Consider the following 16,159-nt stretch of genomic DNA (forward strand, 5'->3'; position numbering starts at 1 on the left):
CTAGTCGAAAAATATTCATAAAACAGTCTTATAAAAAACGGACGATCCCCGACGTGACGGAATCGTCCGTTTTTCATAAACATAAGAATTTTCTTCAGCAAAAAAGTAAGGCTCTCTCCTTCAGCGCAGAGAGAACTGAAACGGTACAAGGACTACGGTATTGACCGCTTTCCCTTTAAGTTTCCCTGGCATAAAACGCATTTTTTCCGCCGCTGAAAGAGCCGCCTGTTCAAACCAGCCCGCTGGTTCAGCTAAATGAACACGACACTCGCGAGCACGACCTTCCATATCCACAACAAGCTGAATGACCACTCTTCCCTCTACCGCACGACGGCGAGCCTTGGATGGATACTCCACTGGCGAGCGTTTCACAATGGAAGGACGCTGATCCACCTGATCTGTATCATAAGCCAGAAGTGAGCCTATCCGTCCAGGAACGGGGGCTGCTGGTCCATGGGACACAGAGGAGGAAGAAGGAACGGACCGTGGTGTCACCGGACGTGGAGCTTCCTTTTTCTGTATTGGAGCGGGATCCTTTTTCTTTTTCGGACTGATAATTTCCGGCGCGGGCTTCTTCGGCACCGGAGTCACCTCCGGTTCGGGCAGAGGTTCCAGCTCTGAGGGGGGAGGCGGGGTAGATTCGGGGACGGGAACAGGCACAGCCTCCGCTTCGGGCGCGGCAGGAACGGAAAATTCCGCCAGTGCAACCTGATAGACATGATTGTCTTCCAGAATCGTATTCTCCATCCGGGAAAAAACATACACGCCGCCGAAAAGTACGGCATGTGTGCACGCCGAAAGCACTATCGTGAAGGTTCTGACGCACCGGCGCATCGTCATGCATCCTGCCCGCCGGAAGACTCCGCCCCAGAGCCCTTTTCCACCGTCCCCTCCGCCGGAAGAGTGACTAACCCCACATCATGAATGCCGGCCCTACGAAGCTTCCCCATGACGGTCATGAAAATACCATAGGGTACTTGCTGATCGGCGCGGATAAAAAGACGCCTCCCTTGTGCGACGACATGAACGTCCAGCAGGGAAGAGAGATCTTCCGCCGAAGTCTCATATTCATCAAGAAAAACAGAGCCGTTATCCTTAATTGTGAGCATGACGTGCTCGTTGTCCGTAGGAAGAGTTTCTGAAACTTCAACTTTGGGAAGATCCACTTCCAGCCCTTCCGTCATCATGGGTGCTGTCACCATAAAAATAATAAGCAGCACCAGCATCACATCGACAAGAGGCGTAACATTGATATCAGATACGAAATCATCAGAAGACGGGCCGGCCATGCTACTTTCCTTCTCCGAAGCTGAGACCTCCCGTATGATGCCCGGCTTCATGCTGCATACGGTTCAAAAGCTGCCCGGCAAAGGTGATGCACTCGTTTTCAATGGCGGAAAGAGCAGCCCGGAACATGTTGAAGCCCCATGTTGCGGGAATAGCCACGAAAAGCCCCACGGCAGTGGCTATGAGTGCCTCAGCTATGCCAGGAGCCACCGTTGCAATGGAAACGCTCTTCATCACCGCTATGGATTGAAAGGAATACATGATACCCCACACCGTACCGAAAAGCCCGATAAACGGCGCCGTACTCGCCGTCGTCGCCAGAAGGGAAAGAGAAGATCTCAGCAGGGCCATTTCGTGCGCTATGCCGAAATGGAGCGCACGCCTCACGTTATCGTTCATCAGGCGCTCGGCATCTCCGGTACGACTGATTCGATTAAATTCCCGCACACCTCTGCGCGTAATGCCGTACAAGGGAGAACTTCCGTAGCGTTCCAGTTCCGCCAGCGACTCCAAAAGATCATCCGAATCCATGACATCAAGACCATGGAGCACATGTGTGCGCACCTTACGCAGGCACAGCCACTTGCCCAGCATATAGGCCCAGCTTACCAGCGACATGAACAGAAGCAGCGCCAGAACCAGCTTAGAAACCAGCGTGGCCTGCATGATGGCATGGAAAATCATATCCACAACGGAAACTCCCTACCCGCCCGGAAGAGCGGATGAAACTAAATATGAAAAACACCGGACGTCCTGTACCGTCCTGCTGAAACGCCGGGGCGGAAGCCTACCGTCCCGGCTTTTCAGCAAACGGATCGTCCAACTTAGAAGCGATAGGAAATACCTACACCGCCGTTCACACCTTCCGTAGCCACCCAATAGGCACCACCGAAGCTGCGGACATAGTCATAGTTTTTATCAAAGATATTGTTCACATAGGCGTACACGTCGACATTGTTGTCGAACTCATACCCAACACGGGCATTGACCAGCGTATGGGAGGGAATGTAGCCACTATTATCAATGTTGAGGTAAGACTTGGTAGCGCCGGTTGCGTCTACACGAGTATAGAAACCGGACTCATGACGGTAAGAAACACCAACGCTGTAGGTCCATTCCGGCACGTAAGGCACATGGTTTCTATCCAGGCTGCCATAGAAATCGTCGGTGATGTCGTCAAAGCGTAAATGCGTGTAGCCCACGTTCGCAAAAAGTTCGAGGCCGGGCAGCACCATCCAAGAGATCTCACCTTCCGCACCAAGAGCCCAGGGGTTACCTGCGTTGTCAATATAACCGCTCATGCCAGAGGTGAACTTTTCCACCTGCATCCCGTTGTACTTGTTGGCAAAAACTGCGAAATTCATGCGCAGCCTGTTATCGAGAAACTGATTTTTGGAACCAAGTTCAAAAGAGTACACATGTTCTTCATCATACTTCTCATGACCGGGCGTAGCGTAGGCGGAGTCAAAACCGCCCGCCTTGTAACCTTCGGAGAAGCTGGCATAGAGCATGTTGTTTTCCGTAAGCGAATATTCCAGCGCCACCTTGGGAGATACATTAAACCAAGTGTCATCCCCGGAATACGGCGCTTGCATTCCCATACCTGCCTTTTTGGCATGCGCCCACGCACCGGTATGATAATAATCCAGTCTGCCCCCTATCGTGAATGCCCACCGTTCGGCAAAAGGTACCTTCACCTGGCTGAAAAGCGAATAGGTATTGGTGATGTCACGCGCATTTGTAGCTCCTATGGAGTTATAGTAATCGTAGCGCTGACGACGGTCGATATGCGAATAGGCCGCACCAATAATGGCATTAACTCCGTCCTCATCGTAGGTGAAACGGAATTCCTGACCAAAGTCATACATACCACTGTCGTTACGGTCTTCAGAGGCTAAACCGTACCAAAGTGGAAGCAAATTCGGGCCAAAATCGTAGTCCACAAGGAAGCGTATATCTGCCTCACTTCTAGTGGTTACAGATGTAAATGTCCATGCAGGCGATATATTGTACTTGATGCTCAAAGACTGATCGTTGAGCATGGTTTTATTATAGCCGTTATCATTGGATGTGACATGCCGAGGAGTACGGGTACCGCCATTCATGTCATGAAATCCCTGCGTCATATCGGGGCTATAGCCAGGCATCTTGTCATATATGGCGAAGGCATTGGGTGAATACATGCTGAAGGTACCTTCATTGTACTTTGTCATGCCTGCAGAAAGACGGATCTCCCAATCTTCCGTAGGAGTGAAAAGCAGATTGAAGCGACCATTGTAATTTCTACGATCATCAACATATGTACCGGTATAATCATTCCACACGTTACCGCGATGATTATAGAATTGAAAAGAAGCACCAGCGAAGAGTTTATCGTCAATAATCGGGCCGGAAAGTGCGATATTCGGCTTCACATGATTGTGAGTACCTACTTCCACACCCACTTGACCATGAATTTCATTATCAGGTTTTTTGGTGGTAATCTTTATGACGCCGCCGGAGGCATTTCTACCGTACAATGTTCCCTGCGGTCCACGAAGCACTTCGATGGACTCTATATTGTAAAGAGGGACATCGTAAGCGGTAGTACTGGTAAGCGGTACGTCGTCAATATAGGTAATGACTGAAGGCACATAGGAATGCGCGATGGACTGAGATCCGCGAATGGAGGGAAACGTCATCATGGGCAAACCGCCGGTAGGCATCACCAAATTAGGCACTCTTGCGGAAAGATCATCAAGAGACTCCATACCGGAATCCCGCACCTCATCCTCATTGATAACAGATACACTGAGAGGTACCTTCTGCTGGTCTTCCGCAATCTTATTTGCCGTGACTGTAATCTCGGGAAGTACCAGCAGTTCATCAGCCAAAGCATTAGCCTGAGTTCCGGCCAGCATACACATACTACAGAACGCGGCGGCCGCAAGCTTCCTTGTTCTCTTCCTTGCCATGAGCAAAACTCCTCTGAAATAATAATAAATGACTATAAAAAGTCGAAGCGCAAAAGAGAGTACCCTAACAGGTCAAAAAATACCCAAATCAGGCCTCATCAGTGACGAATACCATCCCCCTCTCCTCGGCGACATTTGGTAGGAGAAACTCCGTAGTAACGGGAAAAAGCACGGGAAAAATGTCCTGGAGACTCATAGCCTACGCGGTAAGCTACTTCCGCTATGCTGTAACTGCTTTCTTCAAGGAGTTTTCGAGCTTCACACATCCTGTGACGTTGAAAAGAAGCAAATATTGAATCTCCATACATCGCACGAAAAGCTCTCTTCAAACTGGTTTCACTCATGCCTACTGTACGAGCAAGCTCACCTATGGACATGGGATGTTCAAGATTATCGCGCATAACCTGCCATACCCGAGCACACTTGGTGTGCATGGTACACATTTCACAGCAACCTTCCTTCTGCAGAAAAAACTGCTGCATGCTTTCAAGTATCAGCTCCATGCCCTTTATCTCACGATACATCTGCCCCAGTCTTCCTTTATAGGGAACTTTGAGAAGCTGTCCGAGAAGAAGCTGCGCCGTCACGGAGGCAGGTATCGTATGAAAAAAGGACTCAAGATAATGATGTACTTGTAAAAAGGTCGCCTTTCGGTTGAGATTTTTTCTTTCATCAACGACCAAGTTGAAGATATCTTCATAATTCACTGTTATTCCAAGAAAAACACACCTGCCATCATACGATTTTCCGATAACATCATCGAGAGTATTTCCTCCCCATACACAGAGTGTATGCTGCCGCAGCTCATATTCCCTTTCTGCACAAAGCACAATGGTTCCTTCGACAACATAGCCGAAGCCCAACTTTTTCCTGAACTCTTCTGCGGCATACAAGGCACAGTCTCCATCGTTTAACTCAAACCTGCGTATCTCAAGCCCGAGATTACCAAAACCATCAAGAAGGGAACTAACGGAGTTCATGTGTCTTCCTCAAAATATGAAATAGAAATTCATTTTCATTTTATTAATGAACTCATCCCGAAGTTGCTACTCCGTCCGGCAAGATCGTCTCTGCCGGACCCTAACAAGTAACCACAAGCTCTTTTGTGCCAAAGCAAGCAGGCCTGCTGCCTCTCCGGTATTCCGTTTTCCAATCTGCTACGACTCCAGTCTCCACGATTTGACGGCACACTCCCTGTCCCAGAGTCTGCGGTATATTCCATTGTGCGCTAGCAGTTCCTCATGCCTTCCGCTTTCAACAATTTTTCCTTTTTCCATGACCAGTATCTGACCGGCATGTCGAATATGGTTCAGCGTATGGGCGATCATCACGACGGTTTTATTCCGGGTAAGGGAGGAAAGTCCCTGCTGTATGGCCCAGGCATGTTCCGGATCCACACTGGAAAAAGCCTCATCAAGCAGAACAACGGGGGCATTTTTGAGAATCGCTCTGGCAATGGCGATACGCTGGCGCTCTCCACCGGAAAACGTGCAGCCGCCTTCTCCCGTCCGGGTAGCATAGCCCTGAGGAAGTTTCATAATGAAATCATGACAACCTGCGGCAATAGCTGCATTTACGACCTCCACTGAAGAAGCATCTGGCCTGCCCATGCGGATATTGTCCCCTATACTTCCAGAAAATAGATATACATCCTGAAAAACCATGGAGATCGAAGACATAAGCGTTTCTGACGGAATATCTCGCACATCAACATCGTCCATAACAACATTTCCTTTTTGCACATCCCAGAAACGCGCCAACAGCATGAGAAGTGTTGTCTTGCCGCTGCCGGAATGCCCCACCACTGCATTCAATGTACCGGGCATAAAATCCATACTTACACCGTCAATGGCAGGCCTACTGCCAGTGGCATAGGAAAATTCCACATCCTTCATAGCCGGGGTGAATTTCTTCGGCTTTATAACACCATGATCGGGCATGACAGGATGTTCGTGCAGGCCTTCGATATGATCAAGGCTCAGGGTCATAATGTTCAGAATGCCGAACTCTCCGAGCAGCGCTTCCACAGGCTGATAATAGGTACCGCTGATGACGGCAAAAAACAGAAATACCGGCAGGCTTATCATATCGTTCAGATAAAAGATGAGCCCACAGAAAAAAATCAACCCCATACCTATGCGTACGAAAAGCTGGTACAGCGTCATAGGCGGCAAAGCTTTCAGCTCATAGGCTGCGGCCGCATCCCTGTACTTTTCCAGACTGCTGTTGATCTCTGCAAACACATGTTCGCTCATATTGTAGGAACGTATGGTTTCCATTCCCGATACATATTCAAGAATGGAACCTATAAAACTGCGTTCCATACTCTGCCTTTTTACTCCCGCATCTCGAAAAGCGCGTACCGTAGCATGATAGACGAACCACGCGGGAACAAACCCCACCATGGCTATGAATGCAAGGCGAAGATCCATCGCCACCATGACAAGAGACAGGAAGAACACTGACGTCATACCAGAAATGAAATTCGCCGCCGTTGCCATACAGCGCATTTCCACAAAAGCCATGTCGTTGGTAAATACGGATGAGAGACTCCCCGCCGTTTCCGCCTGAAAAACACCGAGCGGAAGTTCTGCCAGGCGGCGACTCTCCCGAACACGCACATCACGCATGATCTCATATCCAAGCGAGGATTGTATGGATGTAGAAACGTATTCCAGTACATAACGAAGAATCAGCAGCGCAATCATAGCCAAACTACACTGTATCAGTGTATCCATGGTAAAATTCTCCTCAAAAAGCTTTACCATGGCGAAAAGAACTATAAGGTATATACATCCGGTACAGCAGTTCTGCACAATATTCAAAAATATTGCAGAACATAACCGTCCTTTTCTCTGACCAGCTAGTTCAAATATACGACGTATCATCTCAATCATGCTCATCTCCTCCGGCAAGCCAGTTTTCTGAGCTCTCCAGTGCCTTCCACATGTTCCGATAGACCTCGCTTTTTTCCAGGAGGGAGACATGTGTGCCCGTTGACTCAACTTTTCCATTGCAGAGCACAATGATCCTGCCGGCATCCATCACACTTCTGAGTCTGTGCGCGATGACCAGCACAGTTTTTCCTTTCACCAGTGCTGAGAGAGCTTTTTGAAGTTCTTCTTCATTATCGGGATCGCAGTATGCCGTAGCTTCATCTAAAATAAGCACGGGAGCGTTCTTCAAAAGTGCCCTTGCTATGGCGATACGCTGACGTTCGCCGCCCGACACCGCTATCCCGGATCCAAGCACGGTATCGTACCCCTGAGGAAGAGATGTAATAAAGTCATGACAACGTGCGGCCCGGGCGGCCTCCTCCACTTCCGCCATGGAGGCATTGGGCTTTCCAAGACGTATGTTCTCAAGCACGCTGCGCTCGAACACGATATTGTTCTGCGTGACGAAAGCCACCGTGGAGGCCAGAGCCTCCGTCGTAAGGGAACGGATATCCACTCCTCCTATGCGTATGGCACCTTCCTCTACATCCCAAAACCTCGCCAACAGTCTCGCAGCTGTGCTCTTGCCGCCGCCGGAGGGGCCTACCAGAGCCGTGACGCTTTCTGCCTCTGCAGTGAAGGAAAGCCCGCGGAAGACTCTTTTTTCTCCATAGGAAAAAGACACGTTGCAGAATTCCACATCAAAGCGTTCAGGGATCTGTGTCCGCGTCCCCTGAGGGAGTTCCTTCATGGATAAGAGCCCAAAAAGACGGGAGCCTACCTGCATGCAGATGTTCATTTCGTCACCATAGCGTCCTATTTTGGTAAGAGGCGTCGCGTAGCAAAGAGCCGCGAACAAATAAAACAGCATGGAGGGCGCATCGGTTCTTCCCGTGGCGAAGAGCCACCCAGCCACAGGAAAGACAAAAACAATCCCTGAACTCATAACAATGGTGTTCACCGTCATGCCGTGCCGACAGTCGGCAAACCATTGCCGCATAAAGTCGCAGTACTCTTCCGCCGCATGTTCAAAGCGCTTCCAGCTCCCGATCCCTCCGAACATCCGTATTTCCTTCATGCCTCGCACATATTCAACAATGCTTGCATTCAGCTTCTGGCCACTGGCTTCCATGAGAGGAAAATTTTTTGCTGCAAGTCTGCCCATCGAGCCCAGGCACACCGCATAGATAACTATGGGAGCAAGCAACGAAAGCCCTATGCGCCAATCCATGAAGAAAATCACGGCGATCATGCATACGGGAACGAGGAGATTACCTATGATTTCAGGGTAATGATGCCCGTAAAACATCTCAAGTTTTTCCACATCGTCGAATATCTGACTTTTGAGCTTGCCTGCGGAACTCTCATCCAGAACGCCCTGGGGAACACGGGAAAGTCTGTGAAGGATGTCTCGACGCACAGCATGTAGAGTATCAAAGGCCGCCTTGTGCGACAGTCTGGTGGAAAAAGCATGGAAGATGACCTGAAGAAAAATGCCCGCAACAGCCATCCCCACCCCGCAGAATGCTCCCATGACATCGGCAGGTTTCATCAGAAGAGCCTTCAGCATAAAATAAAGACCCATCATGGGCAGAAGGCTAAACAATGCTCCAGCCACAGCAAGAACGCCGGAAAACATCAATCTGCGTCGGCTGGCCTCATCAGGTAGAGAGCATAATATCTGCATTCCGTTACTCATCAGCTCCTCCACAGCGCGCCGTCATCAGCATGGCTGCATCCATACGAGCTTTCGCTTCATAAAGCGCCAGCGCAAGTTTCTGTCGCTTTTTTTCCAGGCACTCCTGAACATATTCCGCCATATCCTCCACTGTTTTCACGTTCTCCACGATGCGGCTGTCGAGCGCAATGGAGAAGGCTTTTTCCACCTCCATGGCCAGCTCCGGCAGATCAAGCACATCGGCTTCTAAGTCCGTATAGAAATCCGTTGTCTCCCGAACAGATTCCACGGAAATTCTGAAGTGAGCAGCTATAAGTTCCTTGAGTCGGGACTCCACGGACATATCGGCACTCCTTGAACTTTTTCCGTTTAAATTTTCAGATATCCGCCAGTCTACATCTGCAAGCGGATTCTCTCACCTATTCACTCTGCTATATTTCATCGACTACGCTCTTCCCCAAAAACTCTGAGACGTACAATAAGATTGGGCGTAATGAAGTAATCAGAAAGAAAAGCTGCCAAAATACCTATAATTACAAGTATTCCCATGTGCACAAAAATTATCATCTTTGAAAACATGTATGCTGAAAAACTAAAACACAGAATTGATGATGTAAGCAGCATAGCCTTACCAGTACTCATAAATGTAGTACGTATACTTTCACGATAATTTCCTGTACGCATAAATTCAAGCTGACAATGATTGATGAAATGAATGGTATCGTCTACTGCAAGACCAAGTATCATGGGAATAACCGTCACGGTCATCATATCAAGAGGAATATTGAAGAATCCCATCACCGCACAAACAAAAAATGCGGGAAGAATATTAGGAATCATGGCAATGAGACCTATTTTCAAGCTTCCAAAGACCACAGCCATCAGCAGTGATATGACCACCATAGAAATAAGGATGGATTGCACCTGCCCCCAACTCACATAATCTTGAATCTGCGTGAACTGACAAAGCGTACCGGTAAGTATGACTCTGGCATCGGGAAAAAGCTCTTTGCCCCATGTACGGATGGCTTCCAGCTCCCTCACAGCCTCGCCGGAGTTGTAGTCGTCAATTTCTATCATCACACGAAGCCGGCGGTATTCATAGTCTATCCAGCGTTCTGCCTCGGTGCCCCCGGCGTTCTCGTAAAGAAGCAGCACCTGTGCTATTTCCTCTCGTGTCTGGGGTATGGTGTAGCTTTCAGGATTTCCCGCATTAAGCACCTGATTGAGATCCTTCACCACGTCAAGCACACTGTGCACCTTCTTGGTCAGCGGAAATTCGCGGATACGATCAGTCAGGATTTCCAGTTTCCTGAGGTTTTCAGGCAGACGCGCTTCGTCGGGATTCGGAAACTCTATGCCGACGCCAAAAGAATACAGGGAACCGAGGGGCGTTTCACTGATACGGCAGATGCGGTCGATATAGGGGACCTCTGTACCGAAGGAACGACGCAGATCAAACGCCACCTCCACGCGGAAAAGCCCAGCAACCGAAGCCATCAAAGCAATAGCGGCAACGGTGAAAACAACGCGGGGATGCTGAAGCACATGGCTGCCCATCCACTCCATAAGCCTGTCGAGCGGAACTTTTTTTACCGCAACCTGCCCCCGCTTCTCCTTTTTATTTCCTCCGAAGGAAAAAAGTACAGGCAGAAGCACAATGGTAAGCACGTAAAGCAGCATGGTCATGGATGCGGAAGTCATCCCTACCCATTTTATGGGTCTCAAATTCACGAAGCAGAACGAAAGCAGCGAAGCCATAGTGGTGGAGGCGCTGAAGAATATGGGCCAGCCGGTTTCCCCTACGGCATGTTCCAGCGCCCACAGCCTGTTTCTACTTTTCTGAAACTCCCACCGGAAAAAATTTATAAAGTACAAGGAATAGCATATCGCCATGGAAATACTGAGAAATATAGGCAAGAGCATGACCATGGGATCCGTAGCAACACCAAGAAGCCCCTGTATGCCGAGCACGATGGAAAGCCCGGCTCCGGCAAGAAACACGGGAAAAATAACGCTTCGAACGTTACGGAGCACAAGCGCAAGCACAAGAATAATGGACAGCAGGGAAAGACCGATGAGTTTAGGCATTTCCTTGGCCATAAAATCGCGCTTTTCCAGGTTAATGACCGGCCAGCCTGTGGTTTCCGGGTTCATCCAGGCGTATTTCTCCTGTCCGGCGATCTCGTTGACCGTGCGGCCTATGACCATTTCGATGAACTCACCATGCTCGTCCACTGTACCGGAGGGTATGTGCTTGAGGCGCACCATGATCCATGCGTATCGTCCGTCCTCAGAAACAATCTGATTTCTAAGCGAAGGCTTTGCCATTATCGCCTCGCGTATTTCCGCAAGTTGTGTGGGATCATCGGGAACAGGATCAGGTACGATGTCGGAAACTTCGAGTCCTTCTTCGTCGCCCTTCGTGAACTCCATGTCCGTCACAGAAATCACGTCGTCCACATACGGTACCTTGGCTTCCAGTTCTCTTCCCATTTCGCGGATACCTGTCAGCACGTGTGGTGTGAACACATTGTCCACATGTACAAGAACGGCGCAGAAGTTGTCGTTACCAAATATGGAGGCCATGTAATCCTTGGCCAACAGAAGCTCGTCCCCCTCATTGAAGTAGTGAGAATCATCCGTATCGGATTTGAGCTGCTTCAGCCCATAAAAGGATATCGCCAGAATCAGGACCATAGCCACAAGAATAACCGCCCTGAATTTCAGAATCACTTTGCTGAATGCAACAAATCTTTCGTTAATAGCCTCGATATTCAGCATATATCCCTCACTTGCATCGCGCTCCGTCCATGCGGACTTCATGTCTGCAATTCAGATGGCGGTGCGGCACATCGTTAAAAACTAAAGCGTAGCTTTCCCCATATCTGGGAATTACGTCGGTAGACTCCATACGAACCGTCGTCTCCGTAGAATTTGTCCCAGCCGATGGTGAGTTCCATGCCGTCGGCAAGCTCATAAGCTGCCTGCAGACGGTTGAAAAACTCTCCGTCATTCAGGGACACATAGACCATGTCGGAAACGGTAAGCTGTTCGTTGAAAAAATTTTTGGAGACATTGAGTGTAGCCTGCGGGCTATGTTCCTCTGCGACAAGCCCCCTGTCGTAATTCATAATGAACTCATCCAGCAGCTGCGCCGTCACACTCCAGTTGCCGCCGGGACTCCAGTCCACTCCCACCAGATACTTGAGTACATCGTGCTTTTCATTTCCTCCGGTTGATGTGGAAAGGTACCTTCCTTGGAAATATGCGGCCTCTCCTCGGAATACGAAGTCCGACCAGGGTTTAGCAAAGTCGAAACCGTAAATCAGGATTCTATGATAATCCTGCTCCATGACTATTTCCCGCCTTCCCCCACTAATATCACGCACAGACACGGAAGAGGCCGCCGTATCATCCCATGTATAGAAGGCGGAAAGAGATACGTCGAAGCCCGCCATGTAGGATGAGACCCGCAGGGCGAACTCACTGTCCTCCAGCGACCAGGAGGAAGGTTCCCCCGCGCTGTTCGTCCTTACCGGCAAAGCAGAAGAGAAAGAACGCTCTAGCGCCCAAGGATTGTTTCCTGTTGCAAGCTTTGCGGACTTGAACTCAGGAATCCATATAAATTCCGTAATTAGCGTATTACTGAGGAACCTGAGCTTGGCCGCGGTTACGGGAATGCGCATCTCGTCGATATTTCTGTTGAGATAGTCGGAAAAATCCGTAGGGCAGACATTGTCCGTAATACGTACGCCGTCCGCTTTGCCCCAAATGATGAGCTGGCGCCCTACCCGTATATCCCAGCCGGAACCGACATGCTCAAGCCATGCTTCGCGGACGGAAAGCCCGTCGAGAGCCGGAATGGTCCAGTTCTTTTCCGCATCAAGAGAAAGAAATCCGTTGAACGTACCGGCAGTTCCCGAAACTTCAAGCCTTCCGTGCACGCGGGAGGTTACCTCATCATGCGGAGCGTAGGTACGCATAGACTGCACAAGCTCAATCCAGCCGGTAGAACTGAAGTGCTCGTTCCAAAAATCAGAAATTGCATCCAGACGTGACGATCCCCCCTCCTCCCCGGCCGTATCCGCAAGCGTACGACAGGGGAGGAGGGACAGCAGCAAAAAAACAGAAAACAATATACTTCTGCAACACATGACGCCAGACATCAGCCGCGCTGCAATACCGCGACCTGGAAAAGGTTGTCATCCACACCGATATCATAGACAAATGGACTGAACTCCATAAGCGTCTGATGCTCTGTCTCAAGATTACGCATTCTTGCGCTTTTCACATTCCAGAAGCCTTGCTGCTGCTGAAGTTCGAGCACCTCATACACTCGGGAAAGTCCTTGATCCGTATAATATTCCAGGTACACAGGAATGCAGGTCTTCTTATCTACCCACAATACGCGGCGGCGGACGGGATCATCCTTGTCTACAGGGATAGATTCCACCTTCCAACACTCGTAAACGCCGCGCATATCCTCTCCCAGATAGGTGTGGGTATCTTTGCTGACATTGCGCCTGCCCATATCTATATCGTCATAAGTAAAGTCACTGCCCATGAAAAAGTCGTTGTTCGCCGAACCGCTGATGCGGCGCACCTTTTTCATGGAAGGAATGTAGAGCCATTTGTCGTCATCTCTGCCGGGGGCGTCGTATGTCCAAGAAAGAAACTTTGTACCACGCACGTCTGCAGGTTCTTTGAAGACGATGATCGCCTTTCTGTCCATTCCGTAGTCTTTGGCGATCTGTTCCATGACCCGTACGCGCTTTGCGCCACGCCTGTTGACAAGAGTCATGCTGACGGTACCCTTCCGATCGTCTCCGTCAGGGCGTAGCCTCATTTTTGTGATCACATCTGTTCCGGTCAGTTCTTCCGCTCTCGCCAGCGAAGGCGTTATAATAAACATAAGCGCAAGCACTGCCAGCATACCCCGAATACTGCAACTCATGAAATATCCTCCTGTTTTTCCGTACCTGCAGAAAAACGCTCCGCACATGTACATAATGAAGTTGAAAATCATTTTCAACTTAAAATATTGAAAATCGCCACTTTTTTTTCAGGCTACGGCGCGCCGCTCTGCCGGGCACGCCCCATCGTCACAGCGGAACAGACGTATCTTCTCCTCTCCGACTTTTTCCCGGAGCTCATAATCACGAATTCCCATGTTTTCTTCTGGGGCGATATTAAGAAAACCGAGCTTGCCCATATGCGTTCCCTTATGCAGCATGGAAAAAGCCTCGGCCCCTTCCGCAAGGGGAAAGACACGAGAAAGCGTAGGGTACAAAAAGCCCTTGCCGATAAGCCTTGCGGTTTGCACCGCCTCATAATAGTTCGCCGCATGGGAACCTATGATGTGCTTCACGGTCTGCCACAGATAGCGATTATCGAAAACATGATCATAGCCCGAGGTAGAGCCGCAGGTCACGATCTTGCCGCCGGGGCGGGCTACAGCCACGCTGGCGGCAAAGGTGGAACGGCCCGTATGTTCAAAGACAATATCGGGGTCTTCGCCACCGGTGAGTTTCCGTATCTGGGCCTTGAGCCTGAGTATCTGCCTGTTTTTCGTATGCCCGTTCCCGTCAAGAAAGCGGTCTTCCCCTTCACTGCGGGGAAGCACGATGACACGCTCGCACCCCATTTTCCGAACCATGGCGGCCTTCTCCTCGCTGGAAACCACACCTACGGGAATGCCGCCGCCGTTCAGAACGAACTGTATGGCAAAAGTGCCGAGCCCTCCAGAAGCTCCCCAAATGAGTACGTTGTCTCCCTGGCTCATCTGTGCTCCGTTCCGGGAAACAAGCATCCTGTAGGTAGTCGTAGCTACCAGCGTCATAGAGGCGGCCTCTACCCATGTGAGATGCTCGGGCTTGGGCAGAAGTTGATGCTCTCTGACAAGAGTGAAATCGGCGAACGAGCCGAAATTAGTCTCAAAGCCATACGCCATAAGGTGTGGATCGCGTATTTCGTCGTCAAACACTTCGGGGGAGGACACGTCACAAGTAGGACCGAAAATCATGACTCTGTCGCCCGGCTTCCAGCGAGTAACGGCCGACCCCGTACGTACCACCACACCCGCACCATCGGTACCGAGAATATGATAGTCAAGGTTATGTTTTGCATTGACCGGAGAGTATCTCGAATACTCTCCGATATAGTTGAAGCCGGGAGATGGTTCAAACAATGACGACCAGACATTGTTGAAATTGAGAGCTGAAGCCATCACCGCCACCAGAACCTCATTAGGTCCCACCTCAGGAAGTGGCACCTCCTCATAATGCAGGGAACGACGGGGATCTTTTTCATGGAAGGCAAGACCATGGAAGATTTCCGTTTCGTCGCGGTGCACCGTCATGGCGCTCATGGTATCGGGCAAAGGAAAATGGGCGAAGTCCTCGGAAGAAGCGGTCTTGGATTCCGAAAGTTCCACAAGATTTTTCAATGCTGCTTTCATGGCAGTTTCCTTCGGGTAGAAGTTCAGTACGTCCTCATAAAACGTACAAAAGAAGGGTCTCGTCTATGGACTTTACGATGTCGTCGAGCCAGCGGCGCACATAAAAGTGTCCGCCGGGCCAGGTAAGCATGTTGCATGAGCCGGAAGTGAAATTCCGCCACTCCTGTACCCTTTCCAAGGGAACCAGCCTATCCCTTTCCCCGGCCATGATCGTCACGGGCACAGCAAGCGGATCCGTCCGTCCATCAAGCATGGAGAGCAGAAGTTCATGGTCGCTGAGCAGTGTTTTTTTCACGATCTGCAGGCTTTCCTCATCGAGCATCACCGCTTCCGGCACCGTGCCCGACTGAAGTATGCGGCGCAAAAACTCCTCTTCCTCGGAGGACTCCCCAGTCATTTCCGGTGGACGCACTGGAACGGGTGCCGCAGAAAGAAAAAGATGCACAGGCACCGTCTCTCCACGACCGAGCATATAACGGGCGAACTGAAAGGCCAGAAGTCCGCCCATACTGTGCCCGAAAAAGGCCATATTGGAGGAAAAATACGGACGCAGTCCCTCATACATAGCCTCGTACATCCGTTCCGCATTCATTATCGCTTTCTCCTCGAAACGGTCTTCATGTCCGGGAAGTTGCACGGGGACAAGACTGATGTAGTCGGGCAGAAGCTTTTTCCAAGGTAGAAATGCGGATGCGCCTCCTCCCGCAAAGGGAAAGCAGAACAGTCTCACCCTTTCGTCGGGAGCTTGTCTGAAAAAACGCACCCAGCTCAAACTCTCTTCACTATTCAGCACGCTTTTCTCCATGGCCGTCGTTCCAGAAATCCAAAACTGCCAGAACGACGG

At 50.2% G+C, this 16,159-nt stretch carries 13 protein-coding genes; all 13 read right to left on the minus strand.

Annotated features, from left to right (window positions below; all coding sequences use genetic code 11):
* Positions 1-120: 120 nt before the first annotated feature.
* Positions 121-840, minus strand: coding sequence for an energy transducer TonB (locus tag Q0K07_RS13130; RefSeq protein ID WP_294559809.1), 720 nt, complete (start codon positions 838-840; stop codon positions 121-123).
* Positions 837-1,289 (minus strand): ExbD/TolR family protein, encoded by a 453-nt coding sequence (locus Q0K07_RS13135; protein WP_294559810.1) that lies wholly within the window; start codon positions 1,287-1,289, stop codon positions 837-839. Before Q0K07_RS13135 ends, Q0K07_RS13130 begins: the two co-directional genes overlap by 4 nt.
* A gap of 1 nt (position 1,290) precedes the next feature.
* Entirely contained in the window at positions 1,291-1,977 is a 687-nt protein-coding gene (locus Q0K07_RS13140) for a MotA/TolQ/ExbB proton channel family protein (protein WP_294559811.1), read from the minus strand.
* A gap of 134 nt (positions 1,978-2,111) precedes the next feature.
* The gene (locus Q0K07_RS13145) at positions 2,112-4,241 is read right to left on the minus strand and encodes a TonB-dependent receptor (protein ID WP_294559812.1); all 2,130 of its coding nucleotides are present in this window, start codon (positions 4,239-4,241) and stop codon (positions 2,112-2,114) included.
* 98 nt (positions 4,242-4,339) lie between these two features.
* Positions 4,340-5,221, minus strand: coding sequence for a helix-turn-helix domain-containing protein (locus tag Q0K07_RS13150; protein WP_294559813.1), 882 nt, complete (start codon positions 5,219-5,221; stop codon positions 4,340-4,342).
* 177 nt (positions 5,222-5,398) lie between these two features.
* Positions 5,399-7,228, minus strand: coding sequence for an ABC transporter ATP-binding protein (locus Q0K07_RS13155; protein WP_367178915.1), 1,830 nt, complete (start codon positions 7,226-7,228; stop codon positions 5,399-5,401).
* A complete protein-coding gene (locus tag Q0K07_RS13160) occupies positions 7,131-8,876 on the minus strand; it encodes an ABC transporter ATP-binding protein (RefSeq protein WP_294559814.1) in 1,746 nt (581 codons plus the stop codon). The genes Q0K07_RS13155 and Q0K07_RS13160 overlap by 98 nt, the downstream gene beginning before the upstream one ends.
* On the minus strand, positions 8,869-9,198 hold the full coding sequence (locus Q0K07_RS13165; RefSeq protein ID WP_294559815.1) for an acyl carrier protein: 330 nt from the start codon (positions 9,196-9,198) through the stop codon (positions 8,869-8,871). The genes Q0K07_RS13160 and Q0K07_RS13165 overlap by 8 nt, the downstream gene beginning before the upstream one ends.
* 95 nt (positions 9,199-9,293) lie before the next feature.
* Positions 9,294-11,639, minus strand: a complete 2,346-nt coding sequence (locus Q0K07_RS13170; protein WP_294559816.1) for an MMPL family transporter — start codon at positions 11,637-11,639, stop codon at positions 9,294-9,296.
* A 74-nt stretch (positions 11,640-11,713) separates the two neighbouring features.
* Positions 11,714-12,841, minus strand: coding sequence for a DUF1302 family protein (locus tag Q0K07_RS13175; RefSeq protein WP_294559817.1), 1,128 nt, complete (start codon positions 12,839-12,841; stop codon positions 11,714-11,716).
* A 182-nt stretch (positions 12,842-13,023) separates the two neighbouring features.
* A complete protein-coding gene (locus tag Q0K07_RS13180) occupies positions 13,024-13,812 on the minus strand; it encodes an outer membrane lipoprotein-sorting protein (protein WP_294559818.1) in 789 nt (262 codons plus the stop codon).
* A 108-nt stretch (positions 13,813-13,920) separates the two neighbouring features.
* Positions 13,921-15,315, minus strand: a complete 1,395-nt coding sequence (gene ccrA / locus Q0K07_RS13185; RefSeq protein WP_294559819.1) for a crotonyl-CoA carboxylase/reductase — start codon at positions 15,313-15,315, stop codon at positions 13,921-13,923.
* A gap of 34 nt (positions 15,316-15,349) precedes the next feature.
* Complete coding sequence (locus Q0K07_RS13190) at positions 15,350-16,120, minus strand: alpha/beta fold hydrolase (protein WP_294559820.1); 771 nt, start codon at positions 16,118-16,120, stop codon at positions 15,350-15,352.
* Positions 16,121-16,159 lie beyond the last annotated feature (39 nt).

The organism is uncultured Mailhella sp. (assembly GCF_944324615.1).
Taxonomy (GTDB): Bacteria; Desulfobacterota; Desulfovibrionia; order Desulfovibrionales; family Desulfovibrionaceae; genus Mailhella.

Bases quoted from the DNA above. Each gene is read 5' to 3' on its own strand.
- Q0K07_RS13130 (WP_294559809.1), bottom strand. From the start codon at position 840: ATGACGATGCGCCGGTGCGTCAGAACCTTCACGATAGTGCTTTCGGCG.
- Q0K07_RS13135 (WP_294559810.1), bottom strand. From the start codon at position 1,289: ATGGCCGGCCCGTCTTCTGATGATTTCGTATCTGATATCAATGTTACG.
- Q0K07_RS13145 (WP_294559812.1), bottom strand. From the start codon at position 4,241: ATGGCAAGGAAGAGAACAAGGAAGCTTGCGGCCGCCGCGTTCTGTAGT.
- Q0K07_RS13150 (WP_294559813.1), bottom strand. From the start codon at position 5,221: ATGAACTCCGTTAGTTCCCTTCTTGATGGTTTTGGTAATCTCGGGCTT.
- Q0K07_RS13155 (WP_367178915.1), bottom strand. From the start codon at position 7,228: ATGTCTCCCTCCTGGAAAAAAGCGAGGTCTATCGGAACATGTGGAAGG.
- Q0K07_RS13160 (WP_294559814.1), bottom strand. From the start codon at position 8,876: ATGAGTAACGGAATGCAGATATTATGCTCTCTACCTGATGAGGCCAGC.
- Q0K07_RS13165 (WP_294559815.1), bottom strand. From the start codon at position 9,198: ATGTCCGTGGAGTCCCGACTCAAGGAACTTATAGCTGCTCACTTCAGA.
- Q0K07_RS13170 (WP_294559816.1), bottom strand. From the start codon at position 11,639: ATGCTGAATATCGAGGCTATTAACGAAAGATTTGTTGCATTCAGCAAA.
- Q0K07_RS13175 (WP_294559817.1), bottom strand. From the start codon at position 12,841: ATGCGTACCTACGCTCCGCATGATGAGGTAACCTCCCGCGTGCACGGA.
- Q0K07_RS13180 (WP_294559818.1), bottom strand. From the start codon at position 13,812: ATGAGTTGCAGTATTCGGGGTATGCTGGCAGTGCTTGCGCTTATGTTT.
- ccrA (WP_294559819.1), bottom strand. From the start codon at position 15,315: ATGAAAGCAGCATTGAAAAATCTTGTGGAACTTTCGGAATCCAAGACC.
- Q0K07_RS13190 (WP_294559820.1), bottom strand. From the start codon at position 16,120: ATGGAGAAAAGCGTGCTGAATAGTGAAGAGAGTTTGAGCTGGGTGCGT.